General features: G+C 57.1%; 11 protein-coding genes and 1 pseudogene. 8 read left to right on the top strand and 4 right to left on the bottom strand.

The annotated features are described in order from the left end of the window. Positions 1 to 168: 168 nt before the first annotated feature. Positions 169 to 294, bottom strand: a pseudogene (locus X730_RS1000000168495) (site-specific integrase); the annotation flags it as partial. A gap of 899 nt (positions 295 to 1,193) precedes the next feature. After that, positions 1,194 to 3,380, bottom strand: coding sequence for a hypothetical protein (locus tag X730_RS159045; protein WP_023825701.1), 2,187 nt, complete (start codon positions 3,378 to 3,380; stop codon positions 1,194 to 1,196). A 1,155-nt stretch (positions 3,381 to 4,535) separates the two neighbouring features. Between X730_RS159045 and X730_RS159050 the strand changes: the two genes are divergently transcribed. The 7 genes from X730_RS159050 to X730_RS1000000165175 all read left to right on the top strand — a co-directional run bounded on the left by X730_RS159050 (position 4,536) and on the right by X730_RS1000000165175 (position 12,751). Continuing rightward, complete coding sequence (locus tag X730_RS159050; RefSeq protein ID WP_023825700.1) at positions 4,536 to 6,380, top strand: hypothetical protein; 1,845 nt, start codon at positions 4,536 to 4,538, stop codon at positions 6,378 to 6,380. After that, positions 6,380 to 7,594, top strand: coding sequence for an MBL fold metallo-hydrolase (locus tag X730_RS159055; RefSeq protein ID WP_155922406.1), 1,215 nt, complete (start codon positions 6,380 to 6,382; stop codon positions 7,592 to 7,594). The genes X730_RS159050 and X730_RS159055 overlap by 1 nt, the downstream gene beginning before the upstream one ends. A 34-nt stretch (positions 7,595 to 7,628) precedes the next feature. Beyond that, a complete protein-coding gene (locus X730_RS159060) occupies positions 7,629 to 8,021 on the top strand; it encodes a hypothetical protein (protein WP_023825698.1) in 393 nt (130 codons plus the stop codon). Between the two features lie 57 nt (positions 8,022 to 8,078). After that, entirely contained in the window at positions 8,079 to 8,798 is a 720-nt protein-coding gene (locus X730_RS159065) for a M12 family metallopeptidase (RefSeq protein WP_081731512.1), read from the top strand. Positions 8,799 to 9,232: 434 nt separating this feature from the next. Then, entirely contained in the window at positions 9,233 to 10,285 is a 1,053-nt protein-coding gene (locus tag X730_RS159070) for a DUF2235 domain-containing protein (RefSeq protein WP_023825696.1), read from the top strand. Positions 10,286 to 10,628: 343 nt separating this feature from the next. Then, complete coding sequence (locus X730_RS159075; protein ID WP_196814795.1) at positions 10,629 to 11,921, top strand: AAA family ATPase; 1,293 nt, start codon at positions 10,629 to 10,631, stop codon at positions 11,919 to 11,921. Further along, positions 11,918 to 12,751, top strand: coding sequence for an HNH endonuclease (locus X730_RS1000000165175; protein ID WP_023825694.1), 834 nt, complete (start codon positions 11,918 to 11,920; stop codon positions 12,749 to 12,751). The genes X730_RS159075 and X730_RS1000000165175 overlap by 4 nt, the downstream gene beginning before the upstream one ends. A gap of 333 nt (positions 12,752 to 13,084) precedes the next feature. On the opposite strand, the gene X730_RS0133245 is transcribed toward X730_RS1000000165175, so the two are convergent. Beyond that, complete coding sequence (locus X730_RS0133245; RefSeq protein WP_031196632.1) at positions 13,085 to 13,309, bottom strand: helix-turn-helix domain-containing protein; 225 nt, start codon at positions 13,307 to 13,309, stop codon at positions 13,085 to 13,087. 764 nt (positions 13,310 to 14,073) lie between these two features. After that, on the bottom strand, positions 14,074 to 14,532 hold the full coding sequence (locus X730_RS159080; protein WP_023825692.1) for a MucR family transcriptional regulator: 459 nt from the start codon (positions 14,530 to 14,532) through the stop codon (positions 14,074 to 14,076). 618 nt (positions 14,533 to 15,150) lie between these two features. Between X730_RS159080 and X730_RS159085 the strand changes: the two genes are divergently transcribed. Continuing rightward, positions 15,151 to 15,939 (top strand): NYN domain-containing protein, encoded by a 789-nt coding sequence (locus tag X730_RS159085; RefSeq protein WP_196814794.1) that lies wholly within the window; start codon positions 15,151 to 15,153, stop codon positions 15,937 to 15,939. Positions 15,940 to 16,233 lie beyond the last annotated feature (294 nt).

Raw genomic sequence — 16,233 nt, 5'->3', positions numbered from 1 at the left:
TTCTAGGCATGCATTCCCCCGAATTTGAAGGCTGCCGTTCGACAGTCAACGTTAATGAGTTTCAAGCAACTTGGGGGTAAGGACAATGGATCAACCGAGCCGCAGAACGTTATCCCCGTATTTATATTTTCAACACCTGTGCTGTGTCGGGGCCAAGCCAGACTTCGAGTATTTTGGCTTCAAGCCCCAGCTATAGGCAGATCGAATGTAACTTCGAACATGATACGCCATCGAGCGCCTGCCGCGTTCGTGGATGGGGCGGATGATCGCGGTAATCTCTTCGTGCTCAATGTCCTCGGGCACGGCGGTTGCGGAGAAATCTGACACCCTTTCCAACTATCTGTAACTGCGAAGAAAAGCTGCGTCGAGACGCTGCTGATTGATGGGACTGGGAGCTGTTTCGAGAGCCGTAGCGTGATGACCATGCTCGTTCATTGCCGTTCATCGTGAAGTCGTTTGGCTCTTGGCGAACCACCGATGTGGCTGGTCCCTGCTCCCCCGCCACACCATCGCCCGCACATAGACGCATTATGAGGAGGTTGATTAAACCATTGTGCTGGCTAAACCCGTGGGCCGATCCGGAGTGTTGAAGCAATGCTGGTGGAACCAAAGGGAACTATTCGCAGAGTCCGGGCACCTTCGGCATCGAACTCCGGCATCTTGAACCCTAGAAGTCGCGCAATGATCACGGCAGCGGATGAGCGGCTAGGCCAACTCCTAAAAACGGCAATTTGACAACCTCGGTCTCGAACCCTCGGAACCAACGCGCCAGCTGCTGGCCAAGCGGCTTGAAAAGCTAGCGTTATAGGGTCCATTACAAAACACATTCTCATGTCCGCCGGCGCTTCAGCAGCGCCACACTGGTATTGTCCATGCTTGTCGAGTTCTCGCTCTAGGCTCAGCGGCAGATCGCCGCCTAACTCGTCGATACGGCGCGTTAGCCTGCGTCGCTGTTCGGCAAACAGTTTGCTCGAGGGTCGAGAGGCGGCGGTCGGTAACAACGACTAACTTTTAGCTGTACCGGCAGCTTCCGTGGGCCGTCTTCGCTGGAGCTAGCAGAAATGGTCCTTGCTGCAATGATGCGTGCTTGCTAATGACTCCATCTGCACGTCGGCGGGCTAAACACGTCGATTTCCACGCTGAGCGAGATCGCGCCCAAGGAAGAATTCGAACCGTTGCATTAGGTCGTGACCCTAAGGCAATAGCGGGCCAGATATTGGCGGGCGGCGGTATCCCAATTGTTCGCGGAGGTCGGCCGCAGTCCGAGCATATTTGCCAGCCGCGTCGGAGTCCGCTTCGAGTGTATAAAGCCTTGAGAACGCATCGGCGGCTTCGGCTTGCAAGATCATGGAACGCGATTCTTCCGCGATCACTTGCGCTTCCACCACATCCGCCCTGAAATGGGTCAAATCGTCAGCCGAAGAACCGCTGCCTGAAAGAGCGACGCGTGCGATTAACGCCATTGCCAATTCTTGATTCTGACCCGTGCCTCGTAAAACTCTGATCGCTCCATTCAAAAGCGAGGTTGGCTCTGCAGCCGAATCCGGGTTCAATTTATGCAGCGCGCGGGCGAGAACAACCTCACAAATGGCCTTTGCGATCACGGCCCCTTCGTCCTTTCCAAGCTGTTCCACGATCTCGCGCAAACGAGAAACAGCCTCCTCGACTGATCCAATGGAAATGAGGTAGTCGCAGAATTGCGCGCCGTTCAGAGACTTTAGGCGAGGGCTCCCCGATTGCCGCCTGGCTTGAACCTTTTCTGCCTCTTCGAAACTGAGCCGGGCGCCGCTCATGTCGCCCGCGAAGTGTTGTACGTTCGCCAGTGCGCAATGCGAATACATGAGCTCGAAGTCCCTCTTGCACCGCTTGGCGAAGGCAACGGTCTCACGTGCAAAACTCAGTGCAGAGGCGATCTCACCAATGTGTAGATAGGTTTCCGCCAAGACGTCCGTGGTCGCGGCGCATTCTCGTATCCGATCCATCCGGACGCCTTCGTCGAGGGCCTGCAGAAGGATCGGAATCGCATCGTGAAGTCTCCCTAGCGCCCGCATCTCGTACGCCACCTCAAGCAGAACGTAGATCCTGTCCGCCCCGTCGAGCTCCGATCGCACGGACCTTCTTTCCTCATCAAAGAAACAATACAGAGCGGAAAGATGCTGTGTTGGAATACCGAACCGCTTCGTAGAATAATAGGTGGTTCGTCCCCGCTGAATTCGATCAATGTAAATGCTCCGCAGTGCTTCCTTATAGCGCCCTGCTTTGCACCCATGATTGATGGCAACGAACAGGGGGAACATTGCAACGAGCGTGTCGGGTTGCTCGACTGTACTGGAACTGAGGTGAGCCAATATCCTCTCATGTCCTTCAATCCATGCCTCCCCGTTCGTCTCGCGGAAATCGGAACCGAAAAATTCCCGAATAAGGGGATGAGTATCGAGTTCGCCCGCGCGCTCAGGCGTGGCCGCGAAGATCAAACCCGCTCGCCTCAATGCGTGGATTTCTGTAGCCCAAGTCACATGGTCCAGAACACCATCTGTTAGTCCGGTGATTGGAGGAGCTCTGCGCACCGCGCTGAGGCTGGCCACGTCGGCGGGACGGTCGAAGAGCCCCAAGATACGAAGGATCTGCAATGCCGGGCGATCGCCGAACCAGCGCTTGTAGGATTCCATGATCCGGCGGGCTTTCCCCCCCTGTTTGCTGTCCCAAGCCCGAAGAGGAATTTCCACGCGACGTTCGACCGACCCGTCATGCACGATCGTCAGGAATGTACCGAGCAGCAGAAGGGCAAGCGGGTGCCCGTCGTACTCCGAAACCGCGAGCGCAAGTGACGTGTCACTTCCGCGTACGCCGAGAGACCTGAGCAGTTCGATGCCATCCTCCGCCTGCAAGCCTGCAATCTCGATCTCAGCCACGCTGGCGCCAAAGCGTTCGAGATTGGGGATATGGTAGCGTGTCGTGACCACGCAAAGTCCGGAGTTATCTGACGCGAGTGAAGCGAGGAGCGCCTTCAACGCAGGATCGGTAACCTCCCCGCCAGACTGCCCAGGAGGTGACTGCAACGGTTCGAGACCATCCAGCACCAGGATCGTGGGTCGCGCCCTGACAAGGGTCGCAAGCCGTCTTCCCTTCTCATTTTCGTCGCCAGTCGGCGGTTCCGGATCGCCGAACCACGTCAGCGCCGCCTGAATGAATTCGCTCGATGTCGAGAAGTCATGGGTCACACCCTGTGCATAGAACGACCAGCCGAATACGCGCGCGCCATCATACGAATGAGCCGCGATCTCGGAAAGCCAGTGGTTCACCAACGCCGACTTGCCCAGGCCTCCAGGGGCAACGATGCTGACGAGATTGGCTTTTCCATCCCGCCACGCGTCGTTCAAATTGAGAACTTGCTCGCCTCGACCAACCAGGCGGCCATATGTCGAGGGGAGTCGCGATATCTCGACGAGATTCGCGGACCGAGAGTGTGATTTTACAGTTAGCTGGCTTGCCTTCCACGACTTGAGAACGTCTTCAGTGTAGGTGTTTGGCTGGTCATCGACTATCTTATGATGCGTGGGGCAAAGGATAATAAGGTTACTGGCGTAGTTGACCTTTTTGTCTGCTTTTCCAACACCGGCTCGCGGACCCCCGGGACTCGCGGCTACTATGTGGCAAATCTCCCCTGTTATCACACCATCATCGCCGTCCCAGTGCCGCGATACGACCGGAGTTATGCAGCCGGGAAATGCGCATCGGTTGCCGCTCTCGGCAAAAACTATTTTCTTGGTCTTTTCGGAATATGTACGAATCGACTTGACCAAGGCGGTTCCCACATTTGAGTCGGGGCAGCGGAATGTTCGGTACCTTATCTATCCATAACGAAAATTGAACGCCGATCGAGGTCGAATTTGGACGTGTGGCAGCGCGTCATTCCGCAACCTACCACGTAATCCTTTGACGCAACATCGGTAGGTTTGCTTACGGCCAAGCCGAGATCACAGGACTGATGGGCTGAATGCCCGCTATTTGCTCGGCCAGACGCAGAAGCAGTCGGGCCGTTTCCGGCCCAATTAGCGGAAATGCGCTTCATCCCAGTCTTTCGATCGCCGGATCCCGGGACCGGCCGCCCGGCGAGTCCAAGCGCGGGCCGATCAAGAAGGCTGGGTTGGGAACCTTCCTGCCGATCTGCTATCGGAGCAGGAAAATCGGAAGCAGTCGCTAGATGCAAGGACGCATCCCGTTCTGGCAAAAAAAGGAGCAAAGTCTGCCCCGCTCTATACTCTGAGTAGGCAATGCTCGGATGGCGATCTACGAGGCGCAGAGTGCGGTAGGCGGGAATCGTTCGATCAATAAAGGCGGGGCCGAGGCGGAATCGGAAAATTTCGAGCGAAGACAATGCTGGCGATGCCATCGAAAGGAGACGACCGGTAACAGAGCAATTTTACTTACTGTCTAGCCACGAGGCGTGCTTTGCGTTACTCTTTAGGCGAGGTTTTGTCTTACATCGAATTGTCGCATCTTGATTCCGCTCGGGTGGGTGGGGGGATTTTGCAATGCTCGACATTCCGCGGCCGTCACTGCGTCCATTGAGGATCTATGCGACTGATCCGGCGCGTGGTTACAAAGTCGCTCGAACGACCACAATCGGCATTGAGAATGAACCGCTCGATGCTGGGCCGATAGGGGCCCGTCTAGAAGTCGTCGACTACGACGCTGAGAACAACTTGTTCTACGATGCCGTAAATCTCGACCATCCTTCAATCCTAATGCAGTCTGGCCTCGCGCCCTCGGAAGCTGATCCGCATTTCCATCAACAGATGGTGTATGCGGTCGCCTCGCGCACCCTGACCAACTTCGATCGGGCGCTCGGTCGCCGAGTTTCGCTGAAAAAGAGCGATGTCCGGAATAAGCTTCGCCTGCTTCCGCACGCCTTCGAAGGTGAGAATGCCTTTTACGACCGCGACCTCCACGCGGTGCTGTTCGGCTACTTCTCGGCTGATCCAGCCAAGCCTGGACCGAACATCCCTAATCAAACGATTTTCACCTGTCTAAGCCACGACATCATCGTTCACGAGATGACGCATGCGATCGTCGATCGGCTCCGCCGCTATTTTCTGGAGCCGTCAAACGTCGACGTTCTGGCGTTTCACGAGGGCTTTTCTGACATCGTGGCGCTTCTCCAGCACTTCTCCTACCGCGATCTGCTGATCGATGAAATTCGACTTGGGCGAGGCGATATCGTCGATGGCTCGCTGTTGGTGAACCTGGCAAGACAGTTCGGCGAAGCAACCGGCACCGGCAAAGCTCTCCGCTCGGCGATAGACACGGCAACGCCAGACCCGCGCCTTTACGGCAATGTGACTGAGCCGCACGCGCGGGGCGCTATCCTGGTCGCGGCTGTGTTCGATGGGTTCCTGACCACGTTCAGGTCACGCATTGCGGACCTTGTTCGCATCGCCACAGGCGGCAGCGGGAAGCTTCCGCCAGGCGAACTCCATCCCGATCTCATCGCCAGGATTGCGAGCGAGGCGGCGCAGACGGCGCAGCGTCAGCTCAATATGTGCATCCGCGCGTTCGATTATCTCCCGCCGGTAGACATAACTTTCGGGGACTATCTGCGAGCGCTGGTGACCGCAGATTTCGAACTCGACCCAGACGACGCCTGGGGGCAGCGCGCAGCACTAATCGAAGGATTTCGGCGACGCGGCATCTGTCCCGATGGGGCGACGTCGCTCGCAGAGGAATCGTTGCGCTGGCCTGCCGCCGAGCCCGGAACGGCACCAATCGTCGACAGCCTTAGCTCCCTCTTGCCGGAACTGCTGCGGCGTGAAGCGGCTCGCTTCACAAAGATCTCGAGTGACCCCAAGATTGCGAAACGGTCGGATGAGCGGCCCGCGTCAATAAGCGATGATATGAACGAGGAAAGCGGCAGCGACGTGTCGAAGACGATGCGAGACGCGCTGGTAGCTTATGCGCAGCAAAACAGTGCGGCGCTGCAGCTCACAGGGCGACCGGATGTGTATGTATCGGCATTTAACGCCGTATTCCGCGTCGCGCCCTCCGGTGCGCTCCAGATCGAGCTTGTCGCGCAGTTCGTCGAAACTGACAAGACGACCGCCTCCGACCCTGAATGGGGAGGCGTTCCGGTGAGGGGAGGCACCACTGCCATCATCGGTGTCGATGGGACCGTGCGCTATGTCATAGCGAAGCCCTTGCCAGCGCACACACTCGACCCTGCGATTTCGGCCCGTGCGGATGCTCGGGTGGCCAAGCAGCGTGCTTTCGTCGAAGATCTCGATGAGGCTGATCCACGAACCAATTATCTCAGCCAGTCCGAGTATAAAAACCGCATGGCAGCTCGGATGAGCCTTCGAGCGCTGCATGAGGATGCGCTGTGATGCGACGCACGATCCGAATGTATGAGGTCGGATTCGGTGACTGCTTTTTGCTCGGGTTTCACGATGATGCGGGATCGAAATATGTGCTGATCGATTGCGGGACGATCACCGAAAAGAAGGCGCAGCTCGATAACATTGTTTCCGACATCATCAAGACTTCCGGAGAGCGCCTTGCCTTGGTGATCGCCACGCATCGGCATAAGGATCATGTTTGGGGTTTCGATGATCCGCGCTGGGCCAACGTCGAGGTCGGCGAGGTTTGGATGCCTTGGACGGAGGATCCGCAGGATCCGCGCGCCGCAAAAATCCGCGAACGCCATTCGGCTTTGGCGTTGGCACTTGCCGGCGCACCTAGCAACCAAAATCCGCTCGAAATCACGCCAGCACGAGAAACGATCGCTCAGGCGAGGGCACGCAACCTCCAGGCCATCGCGCTGAATGCGTTGACCAACGAAAAAGCAATGGCCACGCTCCACAGCGGCTTCGCTGGGGAGCCCCCGCGGGCGTTTTTGCCCATTGCGAATACAGCCTGCGAAGCTCGGACAGTAAATGGCCTGGCGGGCGTTACCTTCCATGTGCTTGGCCCGACGCGCGACGCGAAGGCGTTGGCAAGTATGGATCCGCCCGAGGGTGCGGGATATCTGAAGTGGCCGACACGCATTCCAAAGCGGCGCGTCGGTCCTCCGTTTTCCCAGCGCTACCAGATCAGCGAGCCAGATTACGTGCCGTTAGGGGCCCGGCAAACGTTTCGCCTCGAGGACAGGGCGGCAATCAAGAAGTCGCTGGTTGAGCCCTCTGGCATGTTGGCAGCAGCTCTGGACAAGGCCATCAACAACACAAGCCTGGTCATGGTCATAGAGGCGAATGGCCACTTCATGCTGTTTCCGGGCGACGCGCAATGGGGCTCGTGGCAAGCGATCATGGCCGATCAGAAATGCCGAGCGGTCCTTGAAAAGGTAGACCTGCTCAAAGTTGGACATCACGGTAGCCATAACGCGACACCGAGGGCTTTGGTTGAGGAGATCATCTCCAAACCATTGACCGCGTTGTTCTCGACAAAGCCGGTAAAGCAATGGCCGAACATTCCGCGCGAAAAGTTACTGGCCGCTCTCAATGAACGCCACGCGGAAATCGCGAGGACAGACGCCGAACTGGACGTCGCCGGCGCGGCGTTCTTGGTGTCGAAGGGGCTTTACATCGAGTGGACTGGTTGAGGATCAGAGCAAAAGATTAAGGGGGGATCATTTTATGGACGGCGCAGTTTGGGTCACGTGGGTCACGCTTGGCATGAGCGTCATCTGTTTCATCTTGTATGTCGTACAGAGCGTTGGGCTCTTCTCGCCGAAGCCAGTTGCCACGGGCAAGGCTATGGCCGAGCGGGCAAGAGGTTTGACGACGACGTCGGTTCCCGAAATGACCGACCTTTTGAAAGCGACGGCGGCGCTCGCCGATAGCCTTGGCAAGATCGGACCAGCTGTTACCTCTTTGATCGGCGCCATTCTATTCACAACGATCGCGGCGCTCGCAACGCATGCCTTGCCCGGCACAGAACCCAAGCCAACGCCGCCAGCAAAGGTCACGTCCGCCCCCGCGGCAAAGCCAGAGAAGCCTGCTGGACTGCCCGAGAACGCACAACAATAAAACACTTCCTTTGTGCTGCCGACCGAGTGATTTGTTGATTGAGAAAAGGAGATTGCAATGACGATCCGACTGACCTGCACGCCTCGACGGCTGCCCGATCACGTTATCGACAAACTGGTACGAACGGGCGTGGCTGCAAACCGCGCGACGTTGTCAGTTCTCACTCCCCGACGCTGGCCTGCAGGTGGGGTTCGGCTCACCGTCGGCTTCCTTGACGACGCGCCGGCGGACTTGCGCGCGCGTATCGTCCTACACATGAATGCTTGGGCCAAGACCGCCAACGTCTCGTTCGTTGAGACGAAAAAGCAGGCGCAGGTCCGGATCGCGCGCATCTCTGGCGGTGATCAAGGCGGCTACTGGTCGTATCTCGGTACCGATATCCTTCATATCGAGAAGGACCAGCCGACGATGAACCTTGAAGCGTTCACCATGACCACCAGCGAATCCGAGTTCAAGCGCGTCGTGCGTCACGAGACCGGGCACACGCTCGGCTTCCCGCATGAGCACATGCGTCGACAGCTTGTCGAGCTGATCGACCGCGATCGTGCTATCCAATATTTCGGGGAGACGCAGGGCTGGAGCAAGGAGGAAGTGGAGCAGCAGGTATTAACGCCGATCGAGGACGGTTCGCTACTCGGCACACCCCGCGCCGACAGCAACTCGATCATGTGCTATGAAATCCCTGGCGAGATCACGAAATCCGGCGAGCCGATCGCGGGCGGCACCGACATTGATGAACTCGACTACGAGTTTGCCAGCTCCGTCTATCCTAAGTGAGAGCGCCGTAGCGGAAGCGCTTGGTTCGGTGTTGATTGCTATCAAAGAGAACCTGCACCTGCCACTCTTGAGAACGACCATACCTTTGGTGCGGGAGTAGTGGCGAGTGTTACAGAAGCCGGAGGGTCGCGGTTTCTGTTCTGAACGGGTTTTGCATTGCGGCAGAGGCGGCTATTACATCGGGCATTGATTTTTTGATTGGTCGTTACATCATTCCATCGCTTTGGCACTCGATCTGACGGTAGTCTCGAGCGGAGGATGAAGTAGCGAACTTATGCCGCTTGCGACTGCGTACTGCACTTGTGCAGCAACAGCGGCCACCGTGTGCTTACAGGTAGCGGCAGAAGCCTCATGGGGCTGCTGCGGGTTGCGATTGCCTCAAGCACGAACATCGATCGATCTTAAGGCACCTGGCCACACCCTAAAGGTAGTACATGGGACGCAACATAGTCATTTGCTGCGACGGCACTGGCAACGATGTCGAGGCCGACGAAAGTAACGTTTTGCGCCTGGCAAGGATGCTGGTGCGCGATGACGATCAGGTTACCTACTATGATCCAGGCGTAGGGACCCAAGGGGCGCCTACGCTCGATTTCATCAGCCGACAGGAATTGCTCAGAGTCCTCGGCATGGGTCTCGGCATGGGCGCTTTCGATCGGATTGGGTCGGCATACCGGTTTCTTATGCGGACCTATCGGCCGGACGATCGAATATATATTTTTGGCTTTAGCCGAGGTGCCTATGTCGCGCGGGCGCTGGCCGGACTGGTCGCCAAGATGGGTGTCCTCGAAGCCTCGCGCGAGAATCTCGTGCCGTATGCCATGAAGCTCTATGCTGCGCCCGCGAATGCGCCGATTGTGGCCCCGTTTTGCGATACTTTTGCCACGTACCGCCCGGAGATTGCGTTCCTCGGCCTATGGGATACCGTCAAGTCGGTATACCAGTTCGATCCGCGCAGGGCAGCCTTCACTAGCGTGTCGCTTCCGCTCACGTTCGACAATTCCCGTGTCCGCGTAATCCGCCACGCCATAGCGCTCGATGAGCGGCGACGCTTCTACCGGACCAACTTGTGGATTGGTCATAGTCAATATACGAACGATCAAGATGTGCGGCAGGTTTGGTTTCCTGGCGTGCACAGCGATGTCGGAGGCAGTTACCCCGATGCGGAAGGTGGATTGTCGAAGATCGCACTGGAATGGATGGTGCGGGAAGCTCGGCACGCTGGGGTGCGCATCGACCAGTTAGTCTACGACCTAGTCGTACCGCTAAGACCAGTTGGGCCGGTGTCCTCGCCCGATCACACGGCAATGCTGCACAATTCTCTCACGGGCGTATGGCGGTTGTTCGAATGGTGGCCGCCATTCCCGAGGGGCAAACGGCGATTCGTGCCGGAAGGAGCTTTCATCCATCGTAGCGTCGCGAACCGCATCCGGGAAGTCCACGGCTACCGACCCTATCTTCCGCGGGGGCACGTGTTCGTAGACTGAATCTTGCGGTTAGTGCCATCGGAGACCGGTCAAGGCTTTGGATAACAGTAAAGAATGACGGTGCAATCGAACTGTACACAGGCAGTCTGGAGTAGGATATTAGCCGTGATCAGGATGAATCGCACTCTCAGCACTTGACGATGCTGACGGAGCTCAGCGCTCATGCTGCATCACAACGCTTTCCTCCGCAGATTTGCGCTGCATGGTCGCGCCGGAAGCTCACGTGGCTGCGGGCGGAAGGTTCTCAAGACGCTCTATCCAGGCGCGGGGTATTAACCTCAATGCTCTGTGATGGTTACATCCCCACCACTCTGTTATGTTCGGTAAGCACGCGGGAGAGATCATGTTCCTTGAAACGCTCAGGATACAAAATATCCGATCGATTGCAGACATAGCGGTCGACTTCGCGGATCGTTCGGTGTCCGAACCGGCAGTTCGCAAATGGTCTCTATTGGTGGGCCAGAATGGTACCGGAAAATCAACCATTCTTAAGGCTGCCGCGTTGCTTCTGGCCGGCTCGGACGCACTACCTGACCTGGTTCGGGATCCGAAGGAGTGGGTCCGCAACGGCGAGAGCGCTGGTCGCATCTCAGGGCGCCTTCGCACCCAAGACTGGGAGCCAAGAGATATCAGTCTCGACATAGTGTCTGCTGACGGGCGCAGCGATATCTTGAAGCGGAATGATGCGGGTCTTGCCGCGCTGGACCAGGCACTTTCCCATGCGTCCCAGAATTATTTCACCGCTGCATATGGCCCCTATCGCCGAGTCAGCGACGATAGCCGGGCACTTAGTACAGGTCAGCTACCTCGTGCGAATTGCCTCACAACGCTGTTCGACAAGAATGCGGTAGTCTACCCGCTCGCAACCTGGGCAATGTCACTGGACTATCAACTGGGGGAGGACGGGCTTGGGATCGTTAGAAAAGCGCTAGACGATCTTCTCCCTGGTATCCAGTTTTCTGGAATCGACAAGGGGCAAGGCAGACTGCTGTTCCAGACGGACGATGGGATCGTGCCGTTGGACCAGCTTAGCGACGGGTTCCAGAATGTCGCGGCGTGGATCGGCGATCTTCTCTATCGTATCACTGAGGCGTTCGCTCATCGCCGCGATCCATTGAAGGCAAGGGGCCTGCTTTTGATCGACGAGATCGACGCGCATCTTCATCCGGCCTGGCAGCGGCGGCTGCGCGAATTTCTTACCACGACGTTGCCCAATTTCCAGATCGTCGCGACCACGCACTCTGCACTAACACTACAGCAAGCCAAGCAGGACGAGACGATCATTCTCTCGCGTGACGCAAATCGGCGCGTCTTGGCTGCCCCTTTCCCCGGCGATCCCTCAAAGCTGAGGCTCCATCAACTCTACGACCTTGCCTTTCGGATTAGCTCTCTCGACAGCTGGGAGATTGAGCAAAATAAGGAGATCTATCGTGATCTCTCGGCGAAGCCTGCAGCGGCTCTCACGCCAGAGGAGGTTTCAGCACTCGAGAGCGCTCGGCAGACACTTGAGCTTGTGCCCGAGTCCAAAGTCGATGGTTTGGGCAATGAAGCACTTGAGAGTTATTTCACCAAGCTCAGTTCGGCGGTCGATGCACTCGAACGGAGCGCCCCTGGACAAGTACGGGCAGTCGAATGATTCAGTTAAGCCGTGATCGTGCCGCGGTGCCGACCGCGTTTCTCGAGCCAGGCTGCCGCGCTAATCTTCTCGAGCTCTATCGCGCCGCGCGCGACAATCAACTCGATTTGAAGGCCGTCAAAGACAAACTCTTTTCCTCAAGTCGCTGGGGAATCGCGAAGCAACAACTCGCAGTCGAGAGTGCGGGAAAGTGCGCCTTCTGCGAAAGCCCTACATCAGCCGCCTATTACGGAGATGTCGAGCATTTCCGACCGAAGGCAATCTACTGGTGGCTGGCATATTGTTACGACAATTATCTTTACAGCTGCCGCATCTGCAATGGGAAGAAGAGCGACAAGCATCTTCTATCAGGTAAGACTGCGGCTGGGCCGGTCGTTTTGCCGGACATGAACGACACATCGCTATTGGCCCTTGCGGCGACTGCATCGCCGCAGCCAAGTGATGTGGAAAGGATCACAGCACTAGCTGCACAGTTGCTCGGCGAAAGCCCCTGGCTTCCTCACCCCTACGATGAAGATGGCGAGACTATCTTTACTTGGAAGGAGGACGAAGTGCTCAGGGAAGTGAGGATCGCTGCGCGGCCGGGGACGGCGCGTGCGGCTTTGGCCCTGCAGGCGGTCGAGCAGATACTCGACTTGAATCGGTCCGAATTGCTTACCGCACGCTGGCAGGTCTATACGCAAATGAAGCGGCTGAACGACCTTGCCGGGTTAGGCGATGCCGTAGTGCGGGCCATTGCTATCACGGGCATCAAAGAGGCCATGAATGGCCGTTACCCTTACTCGGGAATGGTCCGGTATTACGGGCGTGAGCGCTGGAATCTAATCTGATGTCGCGTCATTCCGACGCTCGACATCAGGCGAAGCATTAAGAACACAAGGCTCAGCTTGAAAAGGCCGTTCTCGCAATGGCTGAGGTAGCGCCACTTCGGTACGCTTTGGGCGCCCAGTTTGGCGGCAGAGATGCTCAAGACACTGCTTCAAAGCGCTGAACGTGACTCGAGGTGATCCGGCATGTCCGACGGGTATCGAACGGGTTGGTTATGCAACTTCCTCTCTCCGTAAGCTATCTTGTTGAAAGGTATTGCAAAAATCCCTATCTCCAAGAACGTGAGGAGCGGCTTTTGGCGGCGGTACTGGATGCTCCTCCGTCACTAATCACGCTCACTCACCGCCGTTCATGCTGAATCGCTTTGACGCACGGCACGCCACTGTATTCTTTTGATCCCACGTCTCGAGTTCCTTAATTGGGTACAACACGGCTTTGCCAAGCTTGACGTACGCCGGTCCAATCCTCTTGGCTCGCCAATTTCGCAGCGTTCCAAGAGAGATGCTGCCGCGATAGCGTTCCGACACTTCCTCAGCTGTCAAAAACTTCCTGTTGTCCATCAAGCTCTCCAAATGTCCGACGTCGGGGACATGTGAGCAGGCTCAAGCACGCTCCCAAACCCTTGGTCATGCAGTTGCGCAGCCATGAGTGGGTATGTGCATCGGAAATAAAAGCCGCTGAGTGGGGGAGTAGAAGCAGGGGATACGTCTGGATAGAAATCGGATCAACTGCCAATAAAGTGTGCAAGGTCGGTCGACCCCGGGCCAACCGGAAAATGAGGAGTGCGATCTCCGGTACCATCGCCTCGACCCGTTAGTGCTTGGGGTTGACGTCCGAGTCGACGAATTGGAATGAGGCGACGCTTGTCGGCGAGTTTGAGCCAGCCAAGAGGGCTGAGCGGGGCGAGCTCAAGAAACGCGAGGCGAACTACTCTCAAAATCTCATCCCCATGTCGCAATGTAGGAGTGACGGGATAATCAGAGGATGAACGCACGGTGACCGCGGCACGAGTTGGAAGCCGAGGCCGTCATCGATCATCGCGAAGCCGCCTGATGACAATACCAAGCGCTGGCGACAGGTCCCTGAGACGTGTTCGCCGGCGGTAGCCGCAGGCGGTGACCAGCTACTATAGCCACAACCAAACCGGCACTGCCGCAGATTGACTAACCGACAATTGAAGTAATCATCTATTGCCGCCCCGCTAAGAAAAAAGGCCGGCTCCCCGCTGGGAGGTTGCCCGAATGGCGCCGGCCAGACGGTCCTTTTCAGGTCCGCCGCTCTCCAGATATAGCTGAGTCTTTCCGTTGCGTCAGGTGGTGGCGGACTACGCTCTGGCTTTCCGCTTGGCAGGTGCCTTCTTGGCTGGTGCGACGGGTTCAGCCTTGCGGCCAAGCCCGATGGACTTCGCCAATTGCGAGCGCTGAGCGGCGTAATTCGGAGCTGTCATAGGGTAGTCGTGCGGCAAGTTCCATTTGGCGCGATATGCCTCCGGTGTCAGGCCGAAGTCCGTACTAAGATGCCGCTTCAGGGATTTGAACCTCTTGCCGTCTTCGAGGCAGATAATGAAGTCCGGCGTCACCGATCTCTTCGGGTTGACCGCGGGAGTTTGCGGCTCAACGACAGGCGGAATCGGCGTGCCAAGTCCGGACAGCGAAGCATGAACCGATGCTATCATGTCCGGCAAGCCAGACACTGGCAATGGATTGTTGCTGACATACGCTGAGACAATGTCGGCGGTTAACTCAGCTAGTTCGGCAGAGCGGGTAGCGGATTCGTTGGTCATTGGTGGTCCTTTTGTCTGATTTATCCCTCTCTATTGGTTGATGTTCAACGACGCAACCGCCCTCCTAAGCTTGGTCTATCGAACTGCAGTGGAGCCGACGCAGAATTCGCCCTTTGATGTTATTTCAGAAGTAGTCGCTACCGTAGAACGAAAGACGCTCGTCGAGCGAAGTTGCCTGCCCAGCATCCGGTTTGGCTGGGGTTCTTGGAAGCTTTTCGAACTTTTTGCCTTGCGCCACCAGCCGAATTGCGGGCACTTGCGAAGGAGGTTGGGATGCGTGGATCCGATGTGGTGCAACCTTGATCCAAGCACTTATGGGGTTCGAGTCGGTAGACCGCTACATCGGGAGACCCACTATCGAAGAAGCACTCTTCTGCTATCGCCGACGCTCTGCATAGACCGTAACGTCGCCGAAGATCGATCGAAATTAGGTGGCAGGGCCCCCCACGGGCTCGATAGGCGGCCAACTGCTCCTCGCCGTGCACCCGAGGGCGCTGCTTGAACCACAATCGTGCGCACATCGCACATAGATGCTATCAATGAAGATGCGCAGGGAGGGCGAACAATCGAATGGAGAATGAGGACAGGTCGCGAACCACATCTGATCGGCGAATCGCCTTGCTCATCGATGCGGACAATGTGTCCCACGGCAAGATCGCAGCGATACTGGCCGAACTTTCAAAATACGGCACGGCCAATATCCGCCGCGCCTATGGCGATTGGGCAAGCGCCAATCTCAGGAACTGGAAAGACAAGCTGCACAATTTTGCAATTCGGCCCATTCAACAGTTCACCTATTCGGCCGGCAAAAACGCCACAGATATTGCGCTTGTGATCGATGCAATGGAGCTTCTCTACACGCAAAGGCTTGACGCTTTCTGTTTGGCTTCCAGCGACGCCGATTTCACACCACTAGTGATGCAGTTGAAGGCCAATGGACACGAAGTCTACGGATTTGGGGAACGCAAAACGCCCACTCCCTTCATCAATGCCTGCACGACTTTCCTCTACCTCGATAGCCTAGACGATGCTGAGCAACCGACAACTCCTGAGGCCCCCGGCGAGAAACCAAAGACCAAAGCGGAATCGGCGGCCAAATCTAAAACGCCCGCCGAAAAGTCCGCCGACAAGCGAACGGGAAAATCTCTGTCCCAAGATACGACCCTCGTGACGATCCTGCGTGGCGCTGTGGAAGCCACGGCGCAAGACGATGGATGGGCAGCTATGTCATCGGCAGGAAGCGCAGCGAAACGACAGGCGCCCATCGATCCACGAAACTATGGAGTCAAGAACTTTCCGGCACTCTTCGCGGCGACTGGCCTCTTCGACATAATGAAGATGGAGAATGGGCAGAGCTACGTCGCAGACAAGCGGAACAAGGACCGCTCACCACTGCCGAGCCGATAGGGATAAGAAATTCCATCATCGCCGTTGATGGCAAAGGCGCCGGCTGGTGCTTTTCTTACTTCTAACGCCTCTACCAACGACAGGCCGAAGCTTACATCTCTCCTCTGGGTATCGCAGGTCGGTTGCCATCGAGAAGCGCCGCAGCTGATGCGAGCATGGGCCAACTATGTCAATCCGGTCAAAGCCGAGAATGTGGTGCCTATTCACAAACGTGTCTCTGTACAGATTTTCGTCGCCCGCCCCGAAGCGGCTTAGGGTTGCGTCTCCCGCAGGCGACTCGATGAGGAGGTCAGT

It is taken from the genome of Mesorhizobium sp. L103C131B0, from assembly GCF_000502275.1.
Classification (GTDB): Bacteria; Pseudomonadota; Alphaproteobacteria; order Rhizobiales; family Rhizobiaceae; genus Mesorhizobium.
Note: the sequence above shows the minus strand (reverse complement) of the source record. Positions and strands in the feature narration are given on the sequence as shown.